The following is a 25850-nucleotide window of genomic DNA, read 5'->3' as shown; positions in this document are numbered from 1 at the left end:
TCGAGCTTTAGCTCGACCGCCGCGGCCTTGCCTTATAGATCTGGGAGCGGTCGAGCTTTAGCTCGACCGCCGCGGCCTTGCAAGTGCAAGCTCGTCTCCGGTCGAGATAAATCTCGACCGCTCCCCTCTCGCCTTAATGCGAGCTCGACGTTACGGACCTATTTGACGAGTTGCGGGTACTGCTCGCGCAGGTGCTTCAGTTTCGGCAAGTCGTTGAAGACGACGTACGGATAGTCGGGATGGTTCTGGACGAAGTGCTGGTGGTAGTCCTCGGCCGGATAAAAGGCTCGCAGGGGAACGATTTGCGTGACGATCGGCGAGCCGAACGTCTTGGCGGCTTCGAGATGCTTGACGTACGCTTCGGCCGCGTTCTTCTGCGCGTCGTCGGCGTAGAAGATCACCGAGCGGTACTGCGATCCCTCGTCCGGACCTTGGCGGTTGAGCTCGGTCGGATCGTGCGCGACATTGAAGAACACGTCGTAGAGCTGGTCGAGCGAGATCTGCGTCGGGTCGAAGGTGATCCGGACGGACTCGGCGTGACCTGTCTCGCCGGTGCTCACCATCTCGTAGTGCGCCGTGTCGGACGCACCGCCGGAGTAGCCGGCGACAACGCTCGATACGCCTTTGAGCTGCTCGAAGACCGCCTCCATCCCCCAGAAGCACCCGCCGGCGAGGACAAGCTGCTGCGAACCCTTCGGCGCCGTGGTCGGGCTTGGCGCTGCCGTCGCTCCGGAAGCGGTGCCGAAATGGACGACGGTCGCGATCACCGCGATGAGGAAGGCCGACCCGAAAGCGTAGTTCTTCATCTTCATACCCTGGATACGTATAGTAGGGCGAATTGGATGCGTCGGCGGCAGCGCATCAACCGACGCGGAACGCGCGCATGGAGACCGCACCGAGTTCGAGGCCGCCATCGACGACCCAGCTTAGCGGCTCATCAGCGGCGCGGACGCCCGCGATGTAGAGGATCGGCAGGAAGTGATCGCGGTCCGGAGCGGCGAGCGCCGCGTCCGGATGACGTTCGTATCCGACGAGCGCCGCGCGATCGTTTGCCTCGAGCGCTGCGCGGATGTACCCATCGAAACGCTGCCCCCAATCGTATGCGCCCGACATGTTCGGGTTGAAGTACTCGAGGTTGTGGACGACGTTGCCCGTCGCCATGACGAGAACGCCGCGCTCGCGCAGCGGAGCGAGCTTCGCGCCAAGATTGAAATGCTCGTCGGGTGCTTTGTCTTCATCGACGGAGAGCTCGACGACGGGGATGTCGGCGTTCGGATACATGTGGACGAGTGTGGACCATGCGCCGTGATCGAGCCCCCAGCGCTCGTCGAGCTCGACGGCCGTCGGTGCGAGAAGACGAGCTGCCTCGGCTGCCAGTTCGGGATCACCTGGCGCGGGGTAGCGCATTTCGTGGAGCTTGCGTGGAAAGTTTCCGAAGTCGTGAATGGTCCGCGGCCGCTCGTTTGCAGTCGCCGCAGTACCACGGCGGTAATAGTGCGCCGAGACGCAGAGGATCGCACGTGGCCGCGGCAGCGCCACTCCAAGCTCGCGCCACGCGCGGCTGTACGGCGTGTCTTCGATCGCGTTCATCGGGCTGCCGTGGCCGATGAACACGGCAGGCATCCGGTTCTGTCCGTTCACGATGCGCGACCAATACGTCGCGCGTGGCGTCGTGCGCCTGCTATCCGAGCGCGTCGATGGCGGTCCGCAGCGCCGTCGCGGTCCGGCCGACCCAGAGCGGCTGGCGGTACAGCTGGACCTCGGCCCGATACGGCTCGCGGACGAAGATCGTCAACCCCGAGATCTTCGTGCGGCGGAGGCGATCGAAATACGTGTGGATCGCGTCGCGTCTCGATGCCAGGTATGACGGTTCGATGGCGGGGAGGACTCGACGCGCGGCGAGGATCTCGCGCGCCGCGTGGACAGCGGGCTCGCCCTGGCGGGCGTTCGCGAGTTCGCCGATCGAGCGTTCGAACCCCGAGAGCGTCGCCTCGTAGAGCGTGAGGAGAACGTCCGCGGCTGCTTGGACATCGCCGCCCGTTTCGAGCAGTTCAGCGCGGGCACGGTCGATGATCGCCGAGTACGAGCCTTCGTACGACGTGCCGCTCAGCTCGTCGAGCTGGCGAAGAGGAAAGCGGAACGTCGCCGCCATCGACGCTAGACGCCGCACACTGCGCTGCCGCGACGCTCGGAAATGATCGAACCGCAACCGCGCGGTGATCGCCGTCTCGAAGAGGCTGCACAGATACCAGGAGTAGTTCGGCATCGGCCAGGTCTTCGGCACGACGTCATCGCCGACGACGAGCTGCCGCCTGAAACCGGCATCGTCGACGCCGCCGTGTGCGGCCGCCTTTGAGGTGTAGGCGAACGTGCTGTACGCCAGCGCGTCGATACACGACCGCGGAACGAAATGCGGCCGGTGATGGAACAGCTCGTGGTAACGTCGCGGCAAGCGGACGAACGGGGAGAAATATTCCTCGTTATCCCAAACGGGCTGATCGTCGACGACGACGAGCAAGTCGATATCGGACAATCCGGGGAATCGTACACGTCCGCCGCGATAGACGGCCACCGCTCGCGACTTGACGGCGCGGCCGTACTGCTCGACCGCTTCGTCATACATCGCCATGTCGAGCCGTCGCGGAAAGTCGACGAATCGCTCGCCCCGCGCCGCTTCGAGATCGCGATCACGCGTGCCGAGAGTGACCTTCATTTGCGAGTCATTATCCCGCAGCGGCATTTTCAAACGTAGTGCGAGCGGTCCCGCCGGCGAGGTGCCGAACGTCCTGCACGCGTTACCGCTTCACGGAAGGTTCGTATGAGAAGCGCTCGGACGCCGAGCGCTACCTCACGCCGACGAGGATCTTGTGCCGGGCGTTGAAATTGTAGCCCTTGAAATTCCAGAGCTCTGCCGGGTCCGAGGGCTGCTCGTTGCCCTGCGCGTCTCTGGCGCGAGCGGCAATTTCGCGGTCGCCGGTCGCAAGATCGACGCGAGCTCGCCACAACGTCCAGCCCCACATCTGTGGTCTGCCGAGCAGGTCGGCACGCATCCACGTGGCGCCGCCGTCCGTAGAGACTTCGACGCGCTCGATGGGAGCACCGCCGCCGCCGATCGCGTAGCCGGCGACCGTCGTCGGACCCTGCGCGAGCGTCGCACCGTCAGTAGGGCTGCAGATGACCGCGTTGAGCGCGACCGCCTCGATCGCCGGCACCGACGTCCAATCCGCCGTTTCGGCGCGGACATCCGGCGGGAAGACCTTGTACGACTTCGCCTGGTAGTAATTGGTCGATTCCGCCGCTTGCACGGTGATTTTCGTCAGCCACTTCACGCTACGCGCACCGATGAACCCGGGCACGATGCTCCGCAAAGGAAACCCGTGGATCGCATCGAGCGGCAGACCGTTCATCTCGTACGCGAGAAGCGTCTCATCCGCCGTCGCCTTCTCGGTCTCGATCGAGGCGCCGAAACCGATGATCTCACCGTATTTCTCGATCTCGTCGGCGCCGAGGAACGCGACGTGACGGCCCTCCGGCGTCGGGCTCGCGGCGCGCAGAATATCGCCCAGGCGGGCACCCGACCACGTCGCGTTGCCGATCGCCTGCGATCCCCACTCGACTTCGCCCGGCACCGGCGCGATCGCTATCATCTCAGTACGTCGATTGCCGGCGCACTGCAATGCTGCCATGACCGTCGACTTCTCGAACTTCGAGCGCAAATCGCGCATCGTGAGTCGCAGCGGTGTTTCGACGGCGCCGTCGACCTCGAGCACGAAGCGGTCTTCATCGATCGCCGGAATCGTGCCGTGCGTTCGGACGTAGAACCATTCGACGGGCGTGATGACGTCGCGGACGAGCTCGCCGAGGGGCGGTTCGCTGTTGAGCGGGTCGGTCGTCCGGATGATCTGCTTCGACCCGCTGCTCGTGATCGACACGACCGCTTGTTCACCGCGCGTCTCGCGCCTGTCCTGGCCTTGCCGTCGACGTGCGGGAAGCGCGCTGCGACCTTAGCGGGAGGCGGCACGCGACGCTTTCCATAACGACGGCGTTGACGGGCGCGTGGCGGAATAGGCAGACGCGACGGACTTAAAATCCGTTGGCCGCAAGGCCATGTGGGTTCGACCCCCGCCGCGCCCACTCCATATCTTGTACTAAGGGTCGCATCTTCTGATGCGACCCTCTCGATTCAACAGTGAAACTTCTCTATCAGCGTGAGGTGCGGCGAGCCATTCGAGTTGAACGACGCGCCGACTGCCCAAACGTTGGTAGAGCCCGGGATCTTTGCTGTCGCGGTGAGGTAGCCGCCAATGGTCGGCACCGGCACCGGAAACACCGTCGCCCAGACGGATCCATTCCAGTTCATCGAATATGGTTGATAGATCGATCCGTTCAGGTAGTAGCCGACGGCCCACACGTCGCTGGTGTTCACGGCCGTCGAGCCGATCAGTGCCGTAAAGGCGGTGTTCGGGCTCGATATGATCGACCAGCTCGTTCCATTCCAGTGTTCCGCAAGGGTGTCGAACGTGCTGCCAGTATAGAAGTCGCCGATGGCCCACATATCGCTCTTGCCGTTTGACGACATCGCATTGATCGGATTCGAGAGGCTGTTGACGTTTGGCGAAGGGACAACTTTCCATTTCGAGCCGTTCCAGCGCTCGCTCAGCGTCTGGCAGCTGCCGGTTTGACAGTTGATAGCCCCGCCGGCCCACACGTTCGTCGGCGAGTTCGCTACTCCCGACGTGAGCGTGTAGTCCGTGCTGGTGAAGATCGGAGTGGGGACGACTTTCCAAGTCGATCCATCCCAATGCTCGGCTAACGTGTTGCGGTTGTTGGAGGTGTCAACGGAGAAGCCGAGGGCCCAAACGTCGTTTGTCGAGTTCGCCACCACCGCGTTGAAAAGGTTGGTTGAGCCGCCGACGTTGGGAGTCGCCACGATGGTCCAGCTCGTGCCGTTCCAATGCTCGGCGAGCGATTGGAGCTGCCCCACCGATGGATCGTAGAACGTGCCGACCGCCCATATATCCGTTGCGGATATGGCCTTCACCCCGAACAGATTCGCCGACGCCACACTCGGAGTCGCCACGAGCGACCATGCGGTGCCGTTCCAATGTGCCGCGACCGGCTGAATCGAGCCGTCGTTTGGATTGAGCGTCCGTCCGACCGCCCACGCGTTACGTGCGGATGTTGCCGCAACGGCGTTGAACACGTTTCTGTCGGCTTGCGCGTTGGGGCTGGTCACGATGTGCCACTTGCACGTCGCAAATGGGGACGCCGTGAATGAAGACATGCCTTGCGCCGACCCGAACGCCGGGCGCGAATATGGCGCTATCTGGTAAGACGCGCTCGCTGCTGCCGGACTGGACGCGAGCAGCATCGCTATGACAATGCCGAGCGACCAGGACCGTATGTTAGAACCCGTGCCTCGCGGCACGGCCGTGACGTTGCGACTCATCGAATGGCTCCTTTCATATGCGAAAGCGGCGCCGCTTTGAGCGGCCTGCCCTGTCATCATAGAACCGCCACGGACCCCGTAGTATGGGTGGAAACCCTACCATAGCCCACTGACGCGCCGCCGGCCATGCGCGCGTAAAAATGCGGCGGTCGACCTCTATATGGTCGACCGCCGCGTCTTGAGGATGGGAGCGGTCGAGCTTTACGCTCGACCGCCGCGGTCTGGTCTAGTGGTTGTCGTTGTCCCCGTCGCCGTGCTTGCCCAAGCAGACGAGGTTGCCTCTCACGTTGCCGATCGGTCCATTGCAGGCGCGCAGGTCGATGGTCGACGCCACCCAGGAGCCGCTGCCGTTCTGGCACTGCGCGTGAAGCACGCCGTTCGCGATGTATCCGTTACGGCACGACGTGCGCCAGCTGCCCGGCGGCAGCGTAGCGCCATAGCGGTCGTCGTTGTCGTGGCCGTTCCCGTTACCGTTGCCGTAATGGTTCCCGTTGCCCGGATGGTTGATGCAATAGAGACGGCCCGCTGTGTTGATGATCTCGGTGCGCGGGCACACTCCGGTGTCGACCGAAGTCGGATGGTAGTTGCCGCGCCCGTCATCGCAGTCGGCGTAGATCAAGCGGCCGTCTTCACGCGCGTCGCGACATGAGGTGCGCCACTGGCCCGGCGGCAGGTAAGCCCCGTTCGCGTCGCCGGCACAGAAGAGACTGCCGAAGTTGTTGCCGACGAGCCGCGTCGGACAGGCGTTCAGGTTGAGCGACGTATTCGTCCAACCGCCGTGGCCGTTGTCGCAGGTGGCGAACAGCGTGCCGTTCGTCTTGCTCGCGTCCTTGCACGACGCGCGCCACGATCCGCCGGGCAACGTGCGGCCGATGTTGTATCCGCCCGCACCGCAGACGAGCGTGCCGTTGTTGTTCGCGACCTGGCTACCCGGGCAGCGCGCATAGTTGAGGCTCGCCTGGTGCATCGTGCCGTTGACGTCCGGGCACGTCGCGTTGACGACGCCGAAGTTGCTCGAGATGTTCGTACATGACTCGCGGTAGCTGCCTGGCGGTATTTGTGTCGCCGCCGAGGCCGGCGCTTGCAGCCCAAGCCACATAGTGGCCGCGGCTGCGAACGCCAGAATTCCAGCAATTCGCATTGTGTTTCGTCCTCCGATATTAAGTCTTCCCACCCTGGCTAGGCTGAAAACGAACCGGATGCCCGCTCGGTTCCAAACAGGCCGAAACGTGACCGCGACCCCGCTAGTGGCCCCTCACCGAGGCCCACTCTTGCGCCGGAATCTGAGCCGAATCAGGCCCATCGAGGTCCATCCATAGACTAGCGGCTTTGCCTGGGTTCTTCGTCACCGGGATGTTGCTCGGGATCGCGCTGTAGGCCGACACATCCGGCGCCTGCGCGAACGCAGCGGTTATCGGCGTCGCCTCGGCGTCGTACATGTTGAGCGGTGCGAGACCGTAGAAAAGCTCGACCGTCCTGAGGATCGATGGGATGTCGTAGCGCGTATCATCGACGTACGAGCGGCGCATATAGGGCCCGATCGCGAACGCCGGCATGCGATGCGAGTCGACGTGATCGCCCGTACCTTGGGGATCGTCCATCGTGACGAAGACGACCGTGTCGCGCCAATCCGCGCGCTTCGACAACCCGGCGATGATCTCGCCGAGCGCGAGGTCGTTGTTCGCGACGTACGAGGCAGGCGTGTAGAACCCGGCCTTCGCTCCCGCGGTGTGATCGGTGGGCAGTGTCACGTAGGAGTACGCAGCAAGACCGTGGGCCGCGACGTCGGCGAGGAAGAGCTTGGCGCGTTGCGTGTCGAGCACGGAGAAGTCGATGTGCGCTCCAGGGTACTCCGTATCCGCGTGCTGCGGCAAACCCGCGTCGATGCGGCCGTCCGCGCGCATCGTCATCTGTTCGCCGTACACGCGATACGAAACACCTTTGCGCTGCAACTCGTCGATCAGTTCGCCGCGCGGACCGAAGATGGCCGAGACGTTCGTTCTCGGTCCGCCGGGCAGCGCCGTAAGATCGCGGAACCAGTCGAAGTCCATCTGCGCGGGGGTCAACGTGTCCTCGCCCGCTCGCGCGTAGGGCCAGATCGAGTAGGGGACGCGCCAGTCCGTCTTCGACGCCGGATCGTCGGGCGTATGCGCGTTGCGCTGGAGGTAGTCGTTCGCAAAGCCCTGCGTCGTCCACGAGTGGCCGTAGATGCTCGCCTGTCCGTTGCCCATGAAGCGGTCGAACATCACGTAACGCTCCGCGAGCGCGTGCGCGTTCGGCGTGAACTTGCGGCCGTAGAGCAGGAGCGTCGGGTCCGCGTCGGCGCGCGGTTCGTCGCCGAACACTTCGTCGAAGTGCTTGTTCTCCTCGACGATGAAGACGACGTGCTTGACCGGCGGGAGCGTCGCTCGCCCCGTCGCGACGTCGAAGTGGTTGTCTTGCGCTACGGTTCTCGTCCAAGCGGCGAGCTGGGTCGGATCGACGATCAGGTGCTGGACGATTCCGGTATACCAGCCGTTCCACTCGCTTCCCGGATTCGGCTGCGGGCCGAAGCCTTGCGCGCTCAGGATCCAGAGCTGCGGTTTAAGTCGAGGATCATCGTCGATGGTCGAGATGTTCCGGTAGAGCACCGCCATCGGATACCATCCGGTCGGAATGCGCGCGGTGACTTTGCCGCTCGCGACGTCGACGATAGCGACGTCGTCGAAGCCCGATTCCGTGACGAAAAGCTGGCGGCCATCATCCGAGATCGCCATGCCCGACGGCGTCTGGCCGGCATACGGATCGGAGCCGAGCGTCAGATCGATCGTGCGGTCGGATCTCGTCTGGACGCCGATCGCGCTCAGCGTGTGTCCATCGGCGTTCGCGACGAACGCGGTACCGCCGCTGATGAGCAGCGCGGTGGGATGCGGGCCGGCTGCGACGCGCACCGGCGAGGTCGAGGCGCTTGTGAATAGATCGACGTGGTCGCTGTCGTAGAGCGTCGCGACGATCGTTCCGCCGCTGAGGCCCACGGAGAACGGCTGCCCACTCGCATGGAGCCGGCGAAGGACGTTGCCGGTGACATCGTCGATGACGTCGACTTCGCGAAGCGCCGTGCGCGCGACGATCAGTCGATGCGTCGCCGGGTCTTCGCTGACGCCGTTGACGAGCCCGCCGACGTGGAGATCATCTCGTTTGGTGAACGCGGGCGCGTCCTGCGAGAGATCGGGCGAATACGTGTAACGAGTGACGAGTCCGGTGTAGCCGCGCGTCACGTAGATCCCGTCGCTCGTCCACGTCATGCCGCTCGCGAAGGGCGTCGGCAGACGATCGACGAGCCGAGCGTCTTCACCCGTCGAGATGACGTCGACCGCGCCGCCGTCCTGCGATAGCACCGCGAGCCATCTGCCGTCGGGCGACAGCGCCTCCGATGACGCGAAGCCTTCAACGGGAATCGTGAAGCCTGCCGGCGTGACGATTCGGCCGTCCGGCAACATGCCGAGTGCGTTGGCTCGAAGCGGCGTAGTCGCGAGCAGCAGCAAAAGGGCCGCGAACCAGCGCGCGTGGCCGAGCAGTCGGATGAATCGGCTTGCCATCAGCGTTCCTCGAAAGCCTGGACGAAGTCGCCGTTCGGTCCGGCCCAGACCGTCCAAATGCGGTGGGTCTTCGGGTCGACGGCGGCCGTGTGGATGGGGTGGCCCGTATCGACTTCACTCATAAGGTGCGGCGCTGCGCCCTTCTCGATCTTCACCGTCCACAATTTGCCGTCGCCCGCGCATGCGAGAACGTGCGTGCCTTGATCGAGGTCGCATTGGTCGACTCCCCTGGGCATGCTCGTCTGGCCGATCTTCGCGCCGTCTGCACCGTAGACCGAGAGCACGCCGTTCTTGCCGCCGACGACCACCTCTCGATATTCGGCGTCGAACTGCAGCGGATGGTTCTTCGTCAACTCCGGCGTTTGCACGACTTTGACGATCGCGAGCGACTGCGTGTCGATCTCGATGTACTCGTCGTGATCGGGGATGTTCTGGTAGAGGATAGGCCGGTCCGGGTCGACCGCGAGATATTCGAGGTCGTGCCCTGGGATCGTCACGGTGCCGACGAGTTTGAACGAGCGCGCGTCGACGACGAACACGCGCGTGCCGCCGTCTTCGTCCGCGAAGATCCGATGCGTCTTCGGATCGTAGGCGATCGCGTCGATCGGGTGGCCGATGTCGATGCTGTTGAGCACGGTCATCTTCGCCGGGTCGACCTCGGAAACGGTGCCCGAATCGCCGTCGCCGGTGAAGACGTCGCCGGTCGTCTCATCGACGGCGTTGCCGTGGACGCTCCCCGTCTCGACTTGACCCAGCACTGCGCCGGAGTCGGCATTGACGACCGTCAGGCTGTTGCTGCCTGAATGCGCGGCGTAGATCCGCCGCCTCTCGGCGTCGACCGTCACGTAGTCGAAATGGCTCACGATCGGGATCTGGTGCGGCGGGAGCGCCGGAACGATCGGCATCGTCGTAGTTCTCCTCTTTGACGTAGGCGCAAAACATGGAGCGATTCCGACAGCGTCTGCTCGCGCGCCTCTCCACCAGTATTAAGCTATCTAAAGGCTTCTTAATGTTCTTATCACTTGGTCTAAAGGCGCAAGGGTCACGATTGACTCGAGCACAGTACGGGGCGGACTGCGCCGTTTGGCGCGACCATCTGGACCATCTGGTGAAAGGGAGTACCGATCCTATGCAACCATCGAAGGCGCCGGTGATCATCGGCCTTTTGACATGCCTTTCATTATTCGTAGCGGGTTTCGGCAGCGCGAGCGCCGCAGCGCCCGGCACCGTGAGCGGGAAAATCATTGATGCCGCCACGGGCCTGGCGCTTTCGGGCGTTCTCGTCCAGACCGAGGGACCGACGATCACGGCTTCGACGTCCGACAAGCAGGGCGATTTCCAGTTGACCGGCCTCATGCCGGGCTACTACAACCTCTTGATGTATTTGAACGGATACGTGACGACAGAGTCGGAGCCGTTCCACGTCGACGTGGGACTCCCAAAGGCTCCGCTGACCCTCTCTCTGCAGCGCGGCTCGGGTCTATCGCAGAGCACTCGTGTGCTCGGCGTGACCACCATCCACGCGTCCGCGACGCTGCAAAAGGCGTCGCTCATCTACAAAGCCGTGTCCGCCGAACCTTTGCAGCAGCAAGGGTTCTACAGGGTGTCGGACTACCTACAGCAACTGCCGGGCGTCGTCGGAAGCAATGTCGCACAACCTGGTGACGACACCTCGCTCAATATCCGGGGCATCGGCAGCTTTGAGACGCTCGCGATGATCGACGGCCACCCGATGGGCCCGCGATCTAACTTCAATTTCGAACTGTCGCCGGTCTTCGGTCTGCGTGCCGTCGACGTGTTCTACGGCTCGGGCGGAAGCGATCTGTACGGTATCGACGCGATCGGCGGCGTCGTCAACATGGAGACGCTCGATCCGACGGTGACGCCGCAGATCACTGTCAGCCAGTCGTGGGGCACGTGGGATAAGCTGGCGACTTCGATCCAGGCCACAGGAACGCAGCCGGGTGGAAAGCTCGGTTATGCGTTTGCCCTCGGCACTCAGGGACTCGACGGGCCTATAAGAAACGACTCGATGTATCAGGCGTCGGCCGCCTACGACCAGTACGCGACCGACCCCGCGGTACGCGCGCTCGGTGTGTACGTCGACGATACCGGCTTCATCAATCGGAGTGCGCTGGCAAAGCTTCGCTACAACTTCAGCGAGACTTCGCACCTCACGGCCGACGTGCTCGGGAGCGCGGAATGGGATAACAAGACCGGCAACGGCGACAACGACTATCTGCCGTACCAGGTCGAGTTAGCGTCCGGTGAAGCGAACCTTCAATCGGCGATCCAGTCGGGAACCGACTCATGCAACCAGGGCAATCCGAACGAGTTCACCGTCCAAACGGGTAACGGCGGCGGAACGCCGGGCTTCGGGCCTAACGGCCAGCCCGACGGAGGCAGTAAGTGCCAGACGCCTCAATCGTTCGCGCTCGCGAATTACGGCTATCAAGGCGCCGGCCCCGCGTGGCAGGCGTACCATAGCGATGACTACGATCTCAAGTACGACAAAAGCGCGGGCAACAATAGCTTCGTGATCGATACGTTCGGAAATATCTACCACCACAACTACGACCGGACGTTCGCATTGCCGTACGGCAGCCCGTTCTGGTACGTCAACAACGACACGAATTCCGGAATGTCCGTGTCCGACGATATCGACGCGACGGCGAACGACCTCGGGTTCGGCTTCTTCTACGAGAACACCGCGTCTCTGTACCGGAACTATACGCCGACATCGACGCCGGCGTTCACCGAGGCTGGGCCGATCACGCACGATACCGCGTTCTTCTTGCGCGACGCGTATCACGCGCCCGCCAGCGATCTGACGACGTACCTCAATACGTGGTTCAAGCACTCGACGATCACGAACACGTCGTACGTCGATCCGCGAATCGCCTTCGTCCTCAACAAGCCGAGCGACGTCTATCGTGTGGCAATCGGACGTACGTCGACCCAGCCGACGCCGGACATGCTCGACCAGCCGTTCTCACCCGCGTCGGTCGGAGCGTTCTCCGGAGGCGGCGTCTCATGTTCGGCCCTGAACTCCGTGGGCAACACGCCCTCGACGGCCCTGAAGCCCGAACAGGCCACGGATGAAGAGGCGAGCTACGGTCACAGGTTCTCCAGCGATTCGACCGCTCAGCTGACTCTCTACAGTACGAACCTCTTCGGCCAGATCTACGGCACGACGGCGCCGCTTTCCAGCGTCAGCTTGCCGGGCTTCGATCCGACGCCGTACGCGAACGTGATCCAGACGCAGTGCCCGGGTCTGAGTTTGCAGCAGGCGATCGCGCTGCTCGGCGTGAGCGGCAACGTCAACATCGGCCACACGGTCGCGCGCGGTATCGAGCTGACCGGGCGCCAGCGCTGGTCGACGCGCTTCTTCACCGACTACTCGTACGACACGCAGTCGAGCTTCTTGCAGTCGAACGACCCGTCGCTCGTCAATCCGGCTGACGGCGGATCGCTCTTCTTCATCCCCGGCTCGCAGCTGCCGAACGTGCCGCTCCACAAGTACTCGTACTCCTTCGACTACACGTTCGGGGGATCGCTCGAAGCGCGGATCGACACGTACCACTACTCCGTGAACAATTCCAACAACTTGCCTGCATATTCATACTCGAATTTGGACATATCAAAACCGCTCGGCAATTCGACGGTTTCGGTCGACTTCGACAATCTGTTCAACCAAGACGCCGACTTCCGCAACATGGTGGGGTTGGGAGTACCGCTCCCGCTCAATCACTTCGCCCAAGCGTCGGATTATCAGCAATACTTCGGCGCCGGTGCAACGGAGCTATTCCACCTGCCGTACAGGACGTTCGAGATCCACTACACGACCAAGATCAGATAGAGCGCCGCGGTTCTTGTTAGAGATAAGGGAGCGGTCGAGCTTTAGCTCGACCGCCACGGCCTTTTTGGAGATTAGGGAGCGGTCGAGCTTTAGCTCAACCGCCGCGGCCTTTTTGGAGATTAGGGAGCGGTCGAGCTTTAGCTCGACCGCCACGGCCTTTCATTCGTAGTGCTTGAGACTCAGCCACAGGGTGGCTATCGGTATCTTCAACCCGCGGCAGACCATGATCGGGATTCCGTCCTCGTACGGCATGACGTACGGCGCCGAGAACGTCGCCGCTTTCACCCCGCTTGCGAACAGGTGCTGCTTCGCGCCGCAGTCGCCCGCGACGTCGATGACGACGCTGCCGTCATGCCCGCGCGGCCCCCACAGCCAATATTGATTGTGCCCGCTGACGACGGGCACGCGCGGCGCGAAGAATTCGATCGCCGCAGCCTCACCGTAGTTCTGCGCGAAGGCGACCGCTTTCGCACGATCGGCCGGCGGCAGTTCGTCGTAGACATGCGCGACGGTCGCCGCTAGTTCCGGCCAACCGTGCATGTCTGCGTAGTCCTGCGGCAGCGAACCGAGGGCGTGATTCTCGGTCTTCATCGCGCTTTGATCGGCCCCGAGCGCTCGATACACCGAGTTGGAATAGGCGATGAACGATTGCTCGGGAAGAACCGGCATCGCGAACGGAACGAATACGGCGCCCGCCAAGACAAACACGGCGGCAGCGAGCGGCCGCGCGAGTCGCGCACGCTCGGTCCACGATTCGATCGCAGCTCCTCCGGCTGCTATCAAAATCGGATAGGCATCGGCCGGATAGTACGACTTCGCATGCGATGCAGCCATCAACAGCATGAGAATGACGTATGTGAGTCCGAGGAAACGATAGGCGGGCTTCAGCAGCAGCCACACGAGACCCGCCAGCCATACGAGCGACAGGACCGGATTCATGAGCACGAACTGCTGTCCGATGAACTCCAGCGGCGTCAACATGACGTTCTTGCCGAGCTGTCCGTTCCTCAGCAGCTCGACGATCGGAAAACCGTGGGCGGCCTGCCACAAAAAGTTCGCCAGAGCGATGAGCGCGGCGAGCGCCACGCCGCCGGCGAACCATTTCGACCACAGCAACCGACGCTCGCCGGTGAGAAGCATCGCGACGATCAGCGCGGCGATGAAATACGCGACGCTGTACTTGCTTTCGAAGCAAACGCCGAAAAGAGCCCCGACGGCAAGCCACAGCCGCGGGCACTCTCCTTTGACCATCCGCACGATGAAGAGGGCCGCGAGCGGCCAGAGCCACAGCCCGACCCCGTCGGGATCCAGCTGCGAGCCTAAGCCCATGAGCACGGGCGCGAGGCATGCCGCGACGGCGGCGACGATCTGCGCGAAAAGTGCGCCGCCGAGTTCTTGCGCCAGCGTACACGTCACGTAGACGCTCGCGGCTGCGAAGAACGCGGGGACGAGGCGCAACAGGATCAGCGAGGTCCCGAGCGCTTGAGATGCGGCGCCGAGCAGAGGTACTACGGGCGGTTGATCGACGTAACCCCAGTCGGGGTGCCGTCCGCACATGATGAAGTAGAGCTCGTCTCGGAAGAACCCGTAGTGCGGGTTGCCAAGCGCGTGCAGGATGAAGGTGAACAAAGCAGCGGCGATCGGAAACGTGTAACGCGATCCGGCCGTCGTGCTCATCGCGCGAGCCTCACGCCGCGAACGTAGGGCATCGATCGGTCGCGCACCTGCCCAGGGTCAGGCCGCGGCGGTCGAGATAAATCTCGACCGCTCCCCCCACCTTCCAATCTAAAGCTCGACCGCTCCACCCTACGGCGTGTGACGTACGATGTAGCCGAGCAAGAGATCGGAATCGGTGATGACGAGCGACGCGACGCCCGCCTCGCGCACGACCTCGTCGATGATGAGCATCCCGCCGGGGAAGATGTCCGCGCGTTGTGCGGGCAGATTGCGCATCCGTATTCGCTCTCGCGTCGGCATCGAGAGTACGGCCTTCAGAAGCGCTGAGAGATCCGCCGCCGCGATCGTCGCTACACCTGAGCCCGTTGAATCGTCAAGCGCTTGAAGCATGCGGGCGGCGGTCGTCGCCGTGCCGCCGACAGCGACGAGGGCGCCGTTCGGCCTCACGTCATCCGGCAGGCCGGCGAGTTCGGCTCGGATGACCCGGCGCGCGCGCTCGATGTCGGCCGGCCCGGGCGGATCGCCGGCGAGCGAAGATTCTGTGAGCCGCACGGCGCCGAGCTGCAACGACCGGACACGCGGTTCTTCCTTCTCGCGAGCGCGCGTGGCGATCTCCGTGCTCCCGCCTCCGACGTCGACGACGCTGATCTTCGCAGGCACATCGATCCCGCTTGCGCGCAGTCCCGCGAGGGCGCCGGCAAACGAACACGACGCCTCTTCGTCGCCGCCGAGCAGTTCGAGCTTCAAGCCGGCGACGGACTCGAAGCGGTCGGTGAACTCGCGCCGGTTCGAGCTGTCGCGCAGCGCACTCGTGCCGATGCCGAATATCTTGTCCGAGCCCCTCGCAAGGGAGGCGTAGTCGCGCGCGGCGGCCAGAGTCCGATCTATTGCATCGGGCCGCAACGCACTCGTCTCGTCGACGCCCTCGCCGAGCCGCGTACCGCGCGTCTCGTGATAGTCGGGGCGCAAGACGCCGTCAGCACCGCGCACGGCGATGAGCAGACGGCATGAGTTCGTGCCGACGGAGATGACGGCATAACGCGTAATGGGCAAGGACGTTCCGTCAGTAGCGCTTCGCGGCTGATGCGCGGCGCGTTTTCTGGATGAGCGCGAGCGACTTGTCGTAGTCGGCCAACGCGACCGCGAGGTAGACGGTGTCGATGATTGACAGCTGCGCGAGCCGGCTCGTCATCGCGTCGCTCGAGAACGCGGTCTCGCGCGCTGCAGTGAAGAGCGCGATATCGGAGACCCGCGTGATCGGCGAGGTCGCGTTGTGCGTGATGCAGATCGTCGTCGCACCCGCTTCTTTCGCGAGCCGGATCGCTTCGACGATGTCGTGGCTCGAACCGGTATGCGAGATTCCGAGCGCGACGTCACCCGGCGCGAGAAGCACCGCCGAGGTCGCCATCATGTCGGTATCGGAATGTGCGATGCACGCGATGCCGATGCGATGGAACTTGTGATAGGCATCGAACGCGATCGAGCTCGAGCCGCCGATGCCGTAGATGTCCATCTTGCCGGCAGAGCGGATCGCGGCAGCCGCGCGCGCGAGCATCGCGTCGTCGAGCACCTCGATCGTGTCGCGCAGCGCTTGGATGTTCGCCTGGAACACCTTCGTCTTGAGGACGTCGATCGGATCGGACGGCGCGATCGCCTCGAAGATCGTGTCCGCGGGCGACACGAGGTCGCGCGCGAGCATGATCTTGAACTCCTGATAACCTTTGTAACCGAGCTTCTGACAAAGCCGGACTACTGTCGACTCGCTCGTTTGCGTCGCATCGGCGAGCTCGGTGACGGTGAAGTGGATGAGCTCCTCCGGATGCGCGCGTATGTAATCGGCGACGCGTTTTTCGGCGGTGCGCAGCGCGGAATAGACCCCGTCGATGCGTATGAAGCATCCGGGGACGCTGACCGCCTCCACGTGCGTCGATGTCACAAGCGAGAAGTTCCACGAGCGGGCCTGTCGACCCCCGCTCACGCTAACGCTTGCGCCGCTTAGGCCGCTCCGCCGAGTCCCTATATTGACGCCGCGCGCGCAATTCGAACGGAAGCAGACGGTTGGCCCTCGGTCGTTCGTCGCCGCGAACGGCCGGCGCCTGCGACGCGCGAGGGTCCCACTCCGCCGTCTGACGGAGATAGTCGATGATCTTCTGTTCGAGCGACGACGACGCCGGCGCGTCGACACGTCGGGGCTCGTCGCCCATCTGGTCCGTCGACGGAGCAAGCGATAGGCGAACGCGTCGAGCGGACGTGTCGTCGACGTCGAACGGGAATTGCGGCCGTCGGCCGCCGGACGATGCTCGCCTCACCGACGACATGCCCGGCTCGTCGGAGGGATAAAGCGCGAGACGTCCGTCCTCAAGCCGGACGACCGCGCCGAATCGGCTGCAGTGAAGGACGGTGCCGCGGACGATCACGAGTTACTTCGGCGAGGCCGGTGCCGGCGCTACGACGATGAAGACCTCGTGCGGCTTCACGAGCCCGAGCTGTTCGTGGATGAGCGGAACGAGGTAGTCCGGATCGTGGAGCAAGACGATCTGCTTCTGCATCCGCGCCGCATCGGCGGAGAGCGCCGTGTTGCGACGTTCGACGTCGTCGACCTGGACGTGCAGACGATAGTTCTCGGCGGCGATCCGATACGTCTGGGCGCCGAATGCGCCTGCGAGCGCCAGCACCGCTGCGCCGACGACAAGCCGCGATCCGAGCCGGGTCCAGAGGATGAGTCGTTTGCGCCAACGGGGCGGCTTCGCCGCAGTGCCGACGCGCTCGGCGGCGATGCGCTTGATCTTGAAACGAAGGCTACCGCGCCGCGCGGTCATGCACGAGCTCCGTGTGCGAGCCTAACTTCCTGTACTTCTCATAACGGCGGTCGAGGAGCGTTTCGGCGTCGAGCTTCATAAGGCGATCGATCGCGCGCCGGTCCGCATCGAGTACTTTCGCGATCGTCCCATCCGGGTCGCGCTGCGCGCCGCCGAGCGGCTCGTCGATGATCTCGTCGACGATGCCGAACTCGAAGAGGTCGTCCGACGTCAGGCGCAAGCGTTTTGCCGCCTCTTCGGCCTTCGTCGCGTCGCGCCAGAGGATCGTGGCGGCGGGTTCGGGCGATGCGACCGAATATATCGAGTGCTGGAGCATGACGATATGGTCGCCGAGCCCGATCGCGAGCGCACCGCCGCTGCCGCCCTCGCCCGTGACGTTGACGACGACGGGCGTTCGCAGACCCGCGAGCAGCTTCAGGGATGTCGCGATCGCTTCCGATTGACCGCGCTCTTCGGCTCCGATGCCCGGATATGCGCCGGGCGTATCGATGAACGTGACGAGCGGACGGTGGAACTTCTCGGCGAGGCGCATGATGCGCTGCGCCTTTCGGTAGCCTTCGGGATGCGGCATGCCGAAGTTGCGATAGAGATTTTCCTTCGTGTCGCGGCCTTTCTGCTCGCCGATGACGCAGATCGGGATCCCACCGAGCACGCCGAGGCCCGCGACGATCGACGGATCGTCGCGATACGTCCTGTCACCGTGCAGTTCGACGAAATCGTCGAGCCGCGAGATGTAGTCGAGCGCGAGCGGTCGTTTCGGATGGCGCGCCATGTGGACGCGCTGCCACGGCGTGAGGTTGCCGAATATCTCAGCTCTGAGCTCGAGCGTCTTCTCCTCGAGCTCGCGGATCTTCGGCGTCAGGTCGACGCCCTGCGTCTCCCGCTGACGATTCTTGAGGTCGCGTAAGATGGCTTCGAGCTCGGTGACTTCTTTCTCGAGTTCGACGATGACGTTCATGCCGGCACCTTCATCGTCAGCAACCGGAGCACGTTCGTGAGGCAGCCCTTGAGCTCGGTGCGCCGCACGACCATGTCGACTTGACCGTGTTCGAGCAAGAACTCGGCCGACTGGAAGCCTTCGGGCAGTTTCTGACGGATCGTCTGATCGATGACTCGCCGGCCTGCGAAGCCGATAGCCGCACCGGTCTCCGCGATGATGACGTCTGCTTGGAATCCGAACGATGCGGAGACGCCGCCCGTCGTCGGATCGGTGAGGACCGTGACGAAGGGCACGCCGAGCGCGCCGAGCCGCTGTACGGCGAGGCTCGTCTTCGCCATCTGCATGAGCGCGATGACGCCTTCTTCCATGCGTGCGCCGCCCGATGCGCAGACGAGGACCGCGGGCACCTTGCGGCGTCCGCACTCTTCGAGCAGCATCGCGATCTTCTCGCCGACGACGCTGCCCATCGTGCCGCCGCGGAAAGCGAAATCCATGACGCCGAGCCCGACGTCGATGCCGCCGATTCGGCATGTGCCGACGACGATGCTCTCGAGCATGCCGGACTTCGAACGATCTTGCGCGGTCTTCTGCGGATACGGCATCCGGTCGACCCACTGCAACGGATCGCCTGTGACGAGGTTGGCGCCGATCTCGTGGAAGTCACCGTCGGCGAGCAGCGCGACGCGATCGAGCGAGCCGAGCCGGAAATGATGGCCGCACTTGGGGCAGACGAACAAGCGCTCGGCTAGGTCCTTCTTGTAGACCCGCTCGTTGCACTCGGGGCAGACGACCCACAACGGGTCGGATGACGCTTCCGGTTTCGGAGCGCGGCGTCGCAGCCAGTTCGGTGTTGGCGCCACGGCGTTTACCCTCGCCTTCCGTTGCGGTCGCCGAAATAGAGCTTGCGCAGCTGCTTGAGGTAGTTGAAGATCTCGCCGCTGTTCAGCTTGCTCGAGCCGTGCGTGCGATCTGTGAAGACGTACGGCACTTCCTTCGCTTTCTGATACTTCCCTTTCGCGATGACTTCGAGCCCGATCTTGAATCCGATCGGATCGAGCTTGACGCCGTCGATAACCGATCGCTTGCAGAAGAAATAACCGGACGTGATGTCCTTCACGGGCGTCAACGGTTTCGCGAGCGAGATCGCGACGCTCGACGTGATGCGTCTGCGCAGCGGCCAGTTCGTGATGCCGCCGCCTTTGACGTAACGGCTGCCGATCGCGAGCTCGCACTCGCCGCGCTCGATGCTGCCGACGAGTTCCGGTATGATCGACGGATCGTGGCTGAAGTCGCCGTCCATGCAGCCGAGGATATCGGACGTGCACGTCGCCCATCCGTCGATGACGGCCGACGACAGACCGAGCTTGCCTGCGCGGTGGACGCAGCGCACCGGAAACTTCGAAGCGAGACCATCGACGAGCGCGCCGGTACCGTCCGGCGAATTGTCGTCGACGATCACGATCTCGCCTTTGATGGTGGCTTTGGAGAAGACATCCGTCAGGCCGGCGATGAGCCGCTCGATCCCACCGGCTTCATTATATGTCGGGATGACGACGGAAACGGTATGACCGTTTGACACGTGGCTTCTTCTTCTGTCCCATGTAGCGGTCGACCTTCCATGACGGGTGCCGCCGATTATCGTTGAATGCGAATATCGATGTTCGATCAGATAGCTGACGGCCTCTGGTGCCATCGCGCGCAGTATCGTTTCGGTGCGCTCGAGTTTCCGCACGCGGTGACCGTGATGCGCGAACATGATGGCGGACTGATCGTCCACTCGCCCGCGAAGGTCGACGATGCGACGCGCGACGCTTTGGAGTCGCTCGGCCGCGTTTCGACGATCGTTTGGCCGAGCTGGTGGCACGATCTCTACCTGCGCGCGTGGGCGGACGCGTATCCCGATGCTCGACTCTTCGTCGCACCAGACCTTGCGCGCAAGGCGGCAGGCCTGTCAAACGTGCGCAGCTTGTCCGAGTCGAGCGACGTCGATGTAGACGTCGAGATCATCGCGGTCGACGGTCTCAACGTGTGGCTCGACGAGTTCGTCCTCTTGCACCGTCCGAGCAAGACGCTGGTCGTCGCGGATCTGGTCGTTAACGTGGGGCCCGATCTGCCGTTTCCGACGAACACGTTCTTCGCGCTCATGGGTGCGAGATCGGGGCCGTTCATCCCGTGGTTCTATCCTATCGTCACACGCGACAAGCGACGCTTGCGATCGCAGCTCGATCGAATCGCAGCGCTCGACTTCGACCGGCTCATCGTCGGCCATGGTGACAACATCCTCGCAAATGCGCGCACGGCCTTCGCCTCGGCCGTCGACCGGTTGCGATTATAGATCTGGGGAGCGGTCGAGATTTATCTCGACCGCCGCGGCCTTGCCCTTGCGGAGCGTAGTAGGCCGAGCGAAGCTCGGCTTACCAGACGCGTGCTGAGGCGATCGCCGCAAGCAACGCAGCGGCTGCGGTTTCCGTCCGCAAGATCGCCGGCCCCAACGACACGAATTCAGCACCAGCATTCTTGGCGGCGGCGAGCTCAGCGTCGCTGAAGCTTCCCTCCGGGCCGACCGCGATCGCCAAAGCCGTCGAGCCGGCGTGTGCGCGGAGCGCATCGGCGAGCGAACCTTTTGGAGCGCGCTCCGATGCGACGAGGAGCGGCACCCCGATGGCTGACACCGCTTCGGCAAACGATCGCACGTCGTCGACCGCCGGCACGATATTCCGCCGCGACTGCTGCGCGGCCGCGCGCGCGATGCGCCGCCACCGATCGACTTTGTGCGCCGACGCATCCGATTCGCTCCGCTCGCATCGCATCGGTACGATGCGACTCGCGCCGAGCTCGACGCATTTCTCGACGACGTCGTCGAACTTCGCACCTTTGATGAGCGCTTGCAATACCGTGACGTCGATCCCGATGTCGCCGCCGCTGTCCGGCGACGGACGAAGTATATGGGCCGTCTTGCAGTCGGCAGTCGCCATGACGGCATCCCATGCGACGCCGGCGGCGACGACGACGATCGGCGCATCCGCGCGCATCCTCAGCACGTGCGAGGCATGATGCGCGTCATCCGAACGGAGCGCGATGGTGGCGCCGGCCGTGACGGGGCCGTCGACGAAAAAACGCGGGGCGCTCATCTCAGCGCTCTTTCACGTGCGCGAATGCGAACCATTCGCCGCTGCGGCGCTCGACGTCGAGACGCAGTCCGCGCCGCGCGAATGCATCGAGGAGCGTGCGCCGCCCGCGTCGAGTCACGCCGCTCGTGACGAGCGAGCCACCTTTGCGCAGCGCGGCAACGAGTTCGGGCGCCAGCGGTTCCAGGACGTCGGCGGTGATGTTCGCGACGACAAGAATCGCGCGCGGAAACGTCTTCGGGATCCCCGAGGCGCGCTTCACTGCCGCCGCGCGGACACCGTTCGCGCGGAAGTTCTCGCGCGTCGCGGCGACCGCGATCAAGTCTTGGTCGCATGCATAGACGCGAGCACCACGTTGCGCCGCGGCGATGCCGAGGATGCCTGAGCCGCAGCCGACGTCGATGACGATCGCACCCGGGCGAACTCGCTCGAGCAGCAGATCGAGAGCCATTTTCGTCGTCGCGTGCTGCCCCGTGCCGAATGCCATCCCGGGATCGAGGACGATCGCTCGCGCTCCGCGCGGCGGCGTGAAATCGCGCCGCCACGACGGAACGACAAACGCATCGCGCGCAACTCGCAGCGGCTTGTAGTAGCGCTTCCAACCGGTCGCCCAATCCTCGTCACGCACCGTCGCCGCAGATGCGCGCACGCCTTTGAAGAGTCGCAGCCGCCGCGCCCGCGCGAGCGCAGCCCGCAACGCTCTTTCCGCGTGCGCCGCGCGCTCGCCGCTGACGTAGGCGGCGACGCGGAAATGCGACGGACGCCTTTCGGCGTCCGATCCGAATCCGCCGCGAGGGGCGATCTCTTCGACCGACGTTTGCGCCCCGGTCGCCGCGGCGAGCAGCGCGTTCGCCTGCTCGACGGCTGCAGCGCCGACGCGCAACGTCAGGCGCCGCCACTTCATTCGCCGCCGAACGCTTCTTTGACGCGCTTGAAGAAGCCGCGATCCTCCGACTCCTCGCCGCCGGCGCGCGCGAATTCCTCGAGCAGCTCGCGCTGCTTGCGGCTGAGCTTCTTCGGCACGCGGACGAATACGTTGACGATGAGATCCCCCCGAGCACCGCGCTGCATCCTCGGCAGGCCGCGGCCGCCGATGCGGAAGGTCGTGCCGTTCTGCGTGCCGGCCGGCAGATCGATCGTCGCGGTGCCGTCGAGCGCTTCGAGCTCGAGCTTCGCACCGAGCGCCGCTTGCGTGAACGAGATCGCCGTGTCGCAATGGAGGTCCGGCCCGTCGCGCTCGAAGATGTCGTGCGGCTTGATATTGATGTAGACGTACAGATCGCCGTACGCGCCGCCGCGCTCGCCCGCTTCGCCAAGACCTTGGAAGCGGACGCGCGATCCTTCATCGACGCCCGCCGGCACCTTCACTTCGACCTGCTGCAGCTCGTCGCGCCGACCAGAGCCCTTGCATGTCTTGCACGGCGACGTGATGACGCCACCCGTACCGCCGCACTTGAGGCACGTGCCGGTCGTCATGAACTGGCCGAGCGGCGTTTGCCGCACTGCGCGCACCTGACCCTGACCGTGACATTCGGGGCACGTCGTCGGCGCGTGACCGTCGGCCGATCCGCTCCCGCGGCAAGCGTTGCAGCGCGCAGGGCGCGTGAATTTGATCTGGCGCGTCGCGCCGCTCAATACTTCTTCGAACGAGACCTCGATGTCGTAGCGAAGGTCGGCACCGCGTGCGGGACCTGCTCGACGTCGTCCGCCGGCGCTCGCGGCTCCGAAGAACAGATCGAAGATGTCGCCGATGCCTTCGCCGCCGAAGCCTGCGCCGAAGCCCCCTGCGCCTTGGCCGGCCGCGCCCGGGATCGTGCCGAAGCGATCGTATTGCGACCGCTTTTGCGGATCGGAAAGGATCGCGTACGCCCCGTTGATCTCTTTGAACTTCGTCTCGGCCGCCGACTTATCGCCGTCGCGGACGACGTCGGGATGGTGCTTGCGTGCAAGCGTCCGGTACGCTTTCTTGATATCCTCATCGCTCGCGCCGCGCGCAAGGCCGAGGATCTCGTAAAGGTCGCGATGTGTCGCCACTATGTCTTCGGTCCGCCGCTCGCCGCCGTCAGTCGTCGAACTCGCCGGCGAACAGCGCGTTCAAGCTATCCGCCATGCAGTTGACGAGCGCGATGAGTCGCGCGTAGTGCATCCTTCGCGGCCCGAGAACGCCGACCGCGCCGACGTTGCGAACGCCCACTTTATACGGAACCGTCAGCACGCTGCACTCGCTCATGTCGGCATTGCCGAGCTCGCTGCCGATCGTCACGCGAGTCCCGTCGGACCCGAGCGACGACTGGAGCAGGGCGTACAGCGTTCGCTGTTCTTCCATGAGGTCGAGGATGGCCCGAAGCTTGCGCAGGTCGCGGAACTCTTGCTGGTCGAGCAGGTTGTTCGCGCCGCCCGCATAGAGACGACGCTCGACCTCGGTCTCGCCCTGCTCGGCGAAGAGGCCTGCGAGGACGCGGACGAGCTGCGAAGGCAGCGGCGTCTCGCGCGACGTGGCGGCGAGGTCGTCGATCGTGATCTCGCTCAGCGGCCGGCCGACAAAGCGCCGGTTGAGATTCTCGCACGCGCGTGCCAGTCCGTCGGCATCGACGGTCTCGTCGACATCGACCGTCGTCTGCGCCGCGAGGCCGAGGTCGGTGACGAGGACGATGTGGACGCTGTGGCTCGCCACCGAGATCAGTTGGACGTGGCTCAACACTTGACTGCGCAGACGCGGCGCGATCGCGAACGCGATGCTCTTCGTGAGATTCGACAGGACATGCGACGCTTTGTCGACGGCGGTGTCGAGCTGCCGGCTTGCCTGCCCGACCTCAGCGCGGATGCGCGCACGCTCGTCCGCTGAGAGCGCCTCGGGCAGCATGATGTGATCGACGTAGTAGCGATAGCCGCGATCCGATGGCACGCGTCCGGCCGACGTGTGCGGCTGATCGAGATAGCCTTCGTCTTCGAGCGAGGCCATCTCGGCACGCACGGTCGCAGGGCTGACTCCGAGGTTGTATTTCTGCGTGAGCATGGCGGAGCCGACCGGTTCGCCCGTCGCGATGTATTCGTACACGACGGTTCCGAGAATCGACATGCGCCGCCGGGCGAGTGGCTCGTCCGGCGGTGGCGACTGCGGGGTGCTGGGCGGAACCTGGGCCGCCGCGTGCGCGGGGGCCGGCCTCCGCTTTTCCCCTCGTGCCGGGTTAGCTCTGTCCGCCATTAGCAATCGTGCTCCTAGAGTGCTAATCGGCCTTTTACGCCGGAAGTTGAGGGGCCACCTTGTCCGACGCCGCGTCTAGCCGTGGCTATCCCAGCTATCTCAAGAGGTAGGGCGCGCGCGGCTCGCTCACAAATGCGGCCGTCGATGATCGATCGTGACCGTTCGCACGCTCGCGTCGCTCTTGTGACCGGCAGCGCAGGCGGACTGATGCGCGGTGTATGCGTTTCCCTGGCGCGGCGCGGGTTCACGATCGCTGCGCAGCATCGACCCGACGGAGCCAATGCCGACGAAACCGCTTCGGCAGTTCGCGCTGCCGGCGGCACGTGTTTCGCATTTCCAGCCGATGTGACGACCGCGGCCGGCGCGTCGTCGCTCGTCCACGCCGTTCATGGCCGCCTTGCCCGCATCGACGCGCTCGTGTGCGGCGTCGGTCCGATGATGATCAAAGACGCGATCGACACCTCGGCGAAAGAATTCGACGACATGATCTCCGGCAATCTCACCTCCGCGTTTTTGACCATCCTCGCGGCGTTGCCCGTGATGCGGGAACAGCGGCAGGGTCGGATCGTCTGCTTCGGCATGACGGGCAGCGAGTCGACGCAAGGCTTTCGCCACCTCTCGGCATACGTCGCGGCGAAGGCCGGCTTGACCGCATTCGTAAAGACGCTTGCGCTCGAAGAAGGCCCGTACGGAATCACCTGCAACGTCGTCAACCCGGGCGATATTAGAGACAAGGATGCCGACAGGAAGACCGCGTCGGAGCGCCGCGACTATCGCAATCCGACGACGAGACCCGGCAGCTGGGAAGACGTGGGCGACGCGGTTGCGTTCTTGACGAGCGACGAAGCATCGTTCGTCAACGGCGCTGTGCTGACGGTCAGCGGCGGCTGGCAAGGTTTCTTCGAGAAGTACTCCCGCTGGCCGTAGATCCTAAGAGAAGCGATCTTCGTCTTTCTCAGAGATAAGGGAGCGGTCGAGATTTATCTCGACCGCCGCGGTCTTGCCTAAGATATAGGGGAGCGGTCGAGATTTATCTCGACCGCCGCGGTCTTGCCTAAGATATAGGGGAGCGGTCGAGATTTGTCTCGACCGCCGCGGTCTTGCCTAAGATATAGGGGAGCGGTCGAGATTTGTCTCGACCGCCGCGGCCTTGCCTAGGATATAGGGGAGCGGTCGACCTTTACGGTCGACCGCC

Annotated in this window: 23 protein-coding genes and 1 tRNA gene; 4 read left to right on the top strand and 20 right to left on the bottom strand. The window is 64.2% G+C overall.

The window, feature by feature from the left end:
- Positions 1-158 precede the first annotated feature (158 nt).
- The 4 genes from msrA to VFO25_07140 all read right to left on the bottom strand — a co-directional run bounded on the left by msrA (position 159) and on the right by VFO25_07140 (position 3932).
- Positions 159-806 (bottom strand): peptide-methionine (S)-S-oxide reductase MsrA, encoded by a 648-nt coding sequence (gene msrA / locus VFO25_07155; GenBank protein HET9342675.1) that lies wholly within the window; start codon positions 804-806, stop codon positions 159-161.
- A gap of 55 nt (positions 807-861) precedes the next feature.
- Positions 862-1641, bottom strand: a complete 780-nt coding sequence (ygiD, locus tag VFO25_07150) for a 4,5-DOPA dioxygenase extradiol (protein ID HET9342674.1) — start codon at positions 1639-1641, stop codon at positions 862-864.
- A gap of 40 nt (positions 1642-1681) precedes the next feature.
- Positions 1682-2713 carry a hypothetical protein gene (locus VFO25_07145; GenBank protein ID HET9342673.1) on the bottom strand — a complete coding sequence of 344 codons (1032 nt, stop codon included), beginning with the start codon at positions 2711-2713 and terminating at the stop codon, positions 1682-1684.
- A 130-nt stretch (positions 2714-2843) separates the two neighbouring features.
- Positions 2844-3932 carry a molybdopterin-dependent oxidoreductase gene (locus VFO25_07140; protein ID HET9342672.1) on the bottom strand — a complete coding sequence of 363 codons (1089 nt, stop codon included), beginning with the start codon at positions 3930-3932 and terminating at the stop codon, positions 2844-2846.
- Positions 3933-4050: 118 nt separating this feature from the next.
- Here VFO25_07140 and VFO25_07135 point away from each other — a divergent pair.
- Positions 4051-4134: transfer RNA gene (locus VFO25_07135), tRNA-Leu, on the top strand.
- Positions 4135-4183: 49 nt separating this feature from the next.
- Here the strand turns inward: VFO25_07135 and VFO25_07130 are convergent.
- The 4 genes from VFO25_07130 to VFO25_07115 all read right to left on the bottom strand — a co-directional run bounded on the left by VFO25_07130 (position 4184) and on the right by VFO25_07115 (position 9932).
- Entirely contained in the window at positions 4184-5449 is a 1266-nt protein-coding gene (locus VFO25_07130; protein ID HET9342671.1) for a hypothetical protein, read from the bottom strand.
- 226 nt (positions 5450-5675) lie between these two features.
- Positions 5676-6590 (bottom strand): CVNH domain-containing protein, encoded by a 915-nt coding sequence (locus VFO25_07125; GenBank protein ID HET9342670.1) that lies wholly within the window; start codon positions 6588-6590, stop codon positions 5676-5678.
- A 103-nt stretch (positions 6591-6693) separates the two neighbouring features.
- The gene (locus VFO25_07120) at positions 6694-9027 is read right to left on the bottom strand and encodes an alkaline phosphatase family protein (protein HET9342669.1); all 2334 of its coding nucleotides are present in this window, start codon (positions 9025-9027) and stop codon (positions 6694-6696) included.
- Positions 9027-9932, bottom strand: a complete 906-nt coding sequence (locus tag VFO25_07115; GenBank protein HET9342668.1) for a hypothetical protein — start codon at positions 9930-9932, stop codon at positions 9027-9029. The genes VFO25_07120 and VFO25_07115 overlap by 1 nt, the downstream gene beginning before the upstream one ends.
- A 224-nt stretch (positions 9933-10156) precedes the next feature.
- On the opposite strand from VFO25_07115, the gene VFO25_07110 reads away from it, so the two are divergent.
- The gene (locus VFO25_07110; GenBank protein ID HET9342667.1) at positions 10157-12886 is read left to right on the top strand and encodes a TonB-dependent receptor; all 2730 of its coding nucleotides are present in this window, start codon (positions 10157-10159) and stop codon (positions 12884-12886) included.
- A gap of 159 nt (positions 12887-13045) precedes the next feature.
- On the opposite strand, the gene VFO25_07105 is transcribed toward VFO25_07110, so the two are convergent.
- From VFO25_07105 to VFO25_07070, 8 genes are all read right to left on the bottom strand, one after another.
- Positions 13046-14563, bottom strand: a complete 1518-nt coding sequence (locus tag VFO25_07105) for a glycosyltransferase family 39 protein (protein ID HET9342666.1) — start codon at positions 14561-14563, stop codon at positions 13046-13048.
- Between the two features lie 129 nt (positions 14564-14692).
- Positions 14693-15616: a hypothetical protein gene (locus VFO25_07100; protein ID HET9342665.1), complete on the bottom strand. Its 924-nt coding sequence runs from the start codon at positions 15614-15616 to the stop codon at positions 14693-14695.
- A 10-nt stretch (positions 15617-15626) separates the two neighbouring features.
- Positions 15627-16499 carry a MurR/RpiR family transcriptional regulator gene (locus VFO25_07095; protein ID HET9342664.1) on the bottom strand — a complete coding sequence of 291 codons (873 nt, stop codon included), beginning with the start codon at positions 16497-16499 and terminating at the stop codon, positions 15627-15629.
- 43 nt (positions 16500-16542) lie between these two features.
- Complete coding sequence (locus tag VFO25_07090) at positions 16543-16980, bottom strand: hypothetical protein (protein ID HET9342663.1); 438 nt, start codon at positions 16978-16980, stop codon at positions 16543-16545.
- A gap of 3 nt (positions 16981-16983) precedes the next feature.
- A complete protein-coding gene (locus tag VFO25_07085; protein ID HET9342662.1) occupies positions 16984-17382 on the bottom strand; it encodes a septum formation initiator family protein in 399 nt (132 codons plus the stop codon).
- A complete protein-coding gene (locus VFO25_07080) occupies positions 17363-18340 on the bottom strand; it encodes an acetyl-CoA carboxylase carboxyltransferase subunit alpha (protein ID HET9342661.1) in 978 nt (325 codons plus the stop codon). Before VFO25_07080 ends, VFO25_07085 begins: the two co-directional genes overlap by 20 nt.
- The gene (gene accD, locus VFO25_07075) at positions 18337-19182 is read right to left on the bottom strand and encodes an acetyl-CoA carboxylase, carboxyltransferase subunit beta (protein HET9342660.1); all 846 of its coding nucleotides are present in this window, start codon (positions 19180-19182) and stop codon (positions 18337-18339) included. The genes VFO25_07080 and accD overlap by 4 nt, the downstream gene beginning before the upstream one ends.
- A gap of 5 nt (positions 19183-19187) precedes the next feature.
- On the bottom strand, positions 19188-19901 hold the full coding sequence (locus tag VFO25_07070; protein HET9342659.1) for a polyprenol monophosphomannose synthase: 714 nt from the start codon (positions 19899-19901) through the stop codon (positions 19188-19190).
- 66 nt (positions 19902-19967) lie between these two features.
- Here VFO25_07070 and VFO25_07065 point away from each other — a divergent pair, with 66 nt between their 5' ends.
- On the top strand, positions 19968-20657 hold the full coding sequence (locus tag VFO25_07065) for a DUF4336 domain-containing protein (GenBank protein HET9342658.1): 690 nt from the start codon (positions 19968-19970) through the stop codon (positions 20655-20657).
- A gap of 79 nt (positions 20658-20736) precedes the next feature.
- Here VFO25_07065 and VFO25_07060 read toward each other — a convergent pair whose 3' ends face one another.
- The 4 genes from VFO25_07060 to hrcA are packed head-to-tail and all read right to left on the bottom strand — an operon-like array spanning position 20737 to position 24529.
- Positions 20737-21453, bottom strand: coding sequence for an RsmE family RNA methyltransferase (locus VFO25_07060; protein ID HET9342657.1), 717 nt, complete (start codon positions 21451-21453; stop codon positions 20737-20739).
- A 1-nt stretch (position 21454) separates the two neighbouring features.
- Positions 21455-22354 carry a 50S ribosomal protein L11 methyltransferase gene (locus VFO25_07055; protein HET9342656.1) on the bottom strand — a complete coding sequence of 300 codons (900 nt, stop codon included), beginning with the start codon at positions 22352-22354 and terminating at the stop codon, positions 21455-21457.
- Positions 22351-23484: a molecular chaperone DnaJ gene (gene dnaJ, locus VFO25_07050; protein ID HET9342655.1), complete on the bottom strand. Its 1134-nt coding sequence runs from the start codon at positions 23482-23484 to the stop codon at positions 22351-22353. Before dnaJ ends, VFO25_07055 begins: the two co-directional genes overlap by 4 nt.
- A gap of 28 nt (positions 23485-23512) precedes the next feature.
- Positions 23513-24529 carry a heat-inducible transcriptional repressor HrcA gene (hrcA, locus tag VFO25_07045; GenBank protein ID HET9342654.1) on the bottom strand — a complete coding sequence of 339 codons (1017 nt, stop codon included), beginning with the start codon at positions 24527-24529 and terminating at the stop codon, positions 23513-23515.
- Positions 24530-24799: 270 nt separating this feature from the next.
- On the opposite strand from hrcA, the gene VFO25_07040 reads away from it, so the two are divergent.
- Positions 24800-25582 carry an SDR family oxidoreductase gene (locus VFO25_07040; GenBank protein HET9342653.1) on the top strand — a complete coding sequence of 261 codons (783 nt, stop codon included), beginning with the start codon at positions 24800-24802 and terminating at the stop codon, positions 25580-25582.
- Positions 25583-25850 lie beyond the last annotated feature (268 nt).

This window comes from Candidatus Eremiobacteraceae bacterium (assembly GCA_035710745.1).
Taxonomy (GTDB): Bacteria; Vulcanimicrobiota; Vulcanimicrobiia; order Eremiobacterales; family Eremiobacteraceae; genus JANWLL01.
The sequence above is the reverse complement of the archived record's forward strand: the minus strand, read 5'-3'. Positions and strand labels throughout refer to the sequence as shown.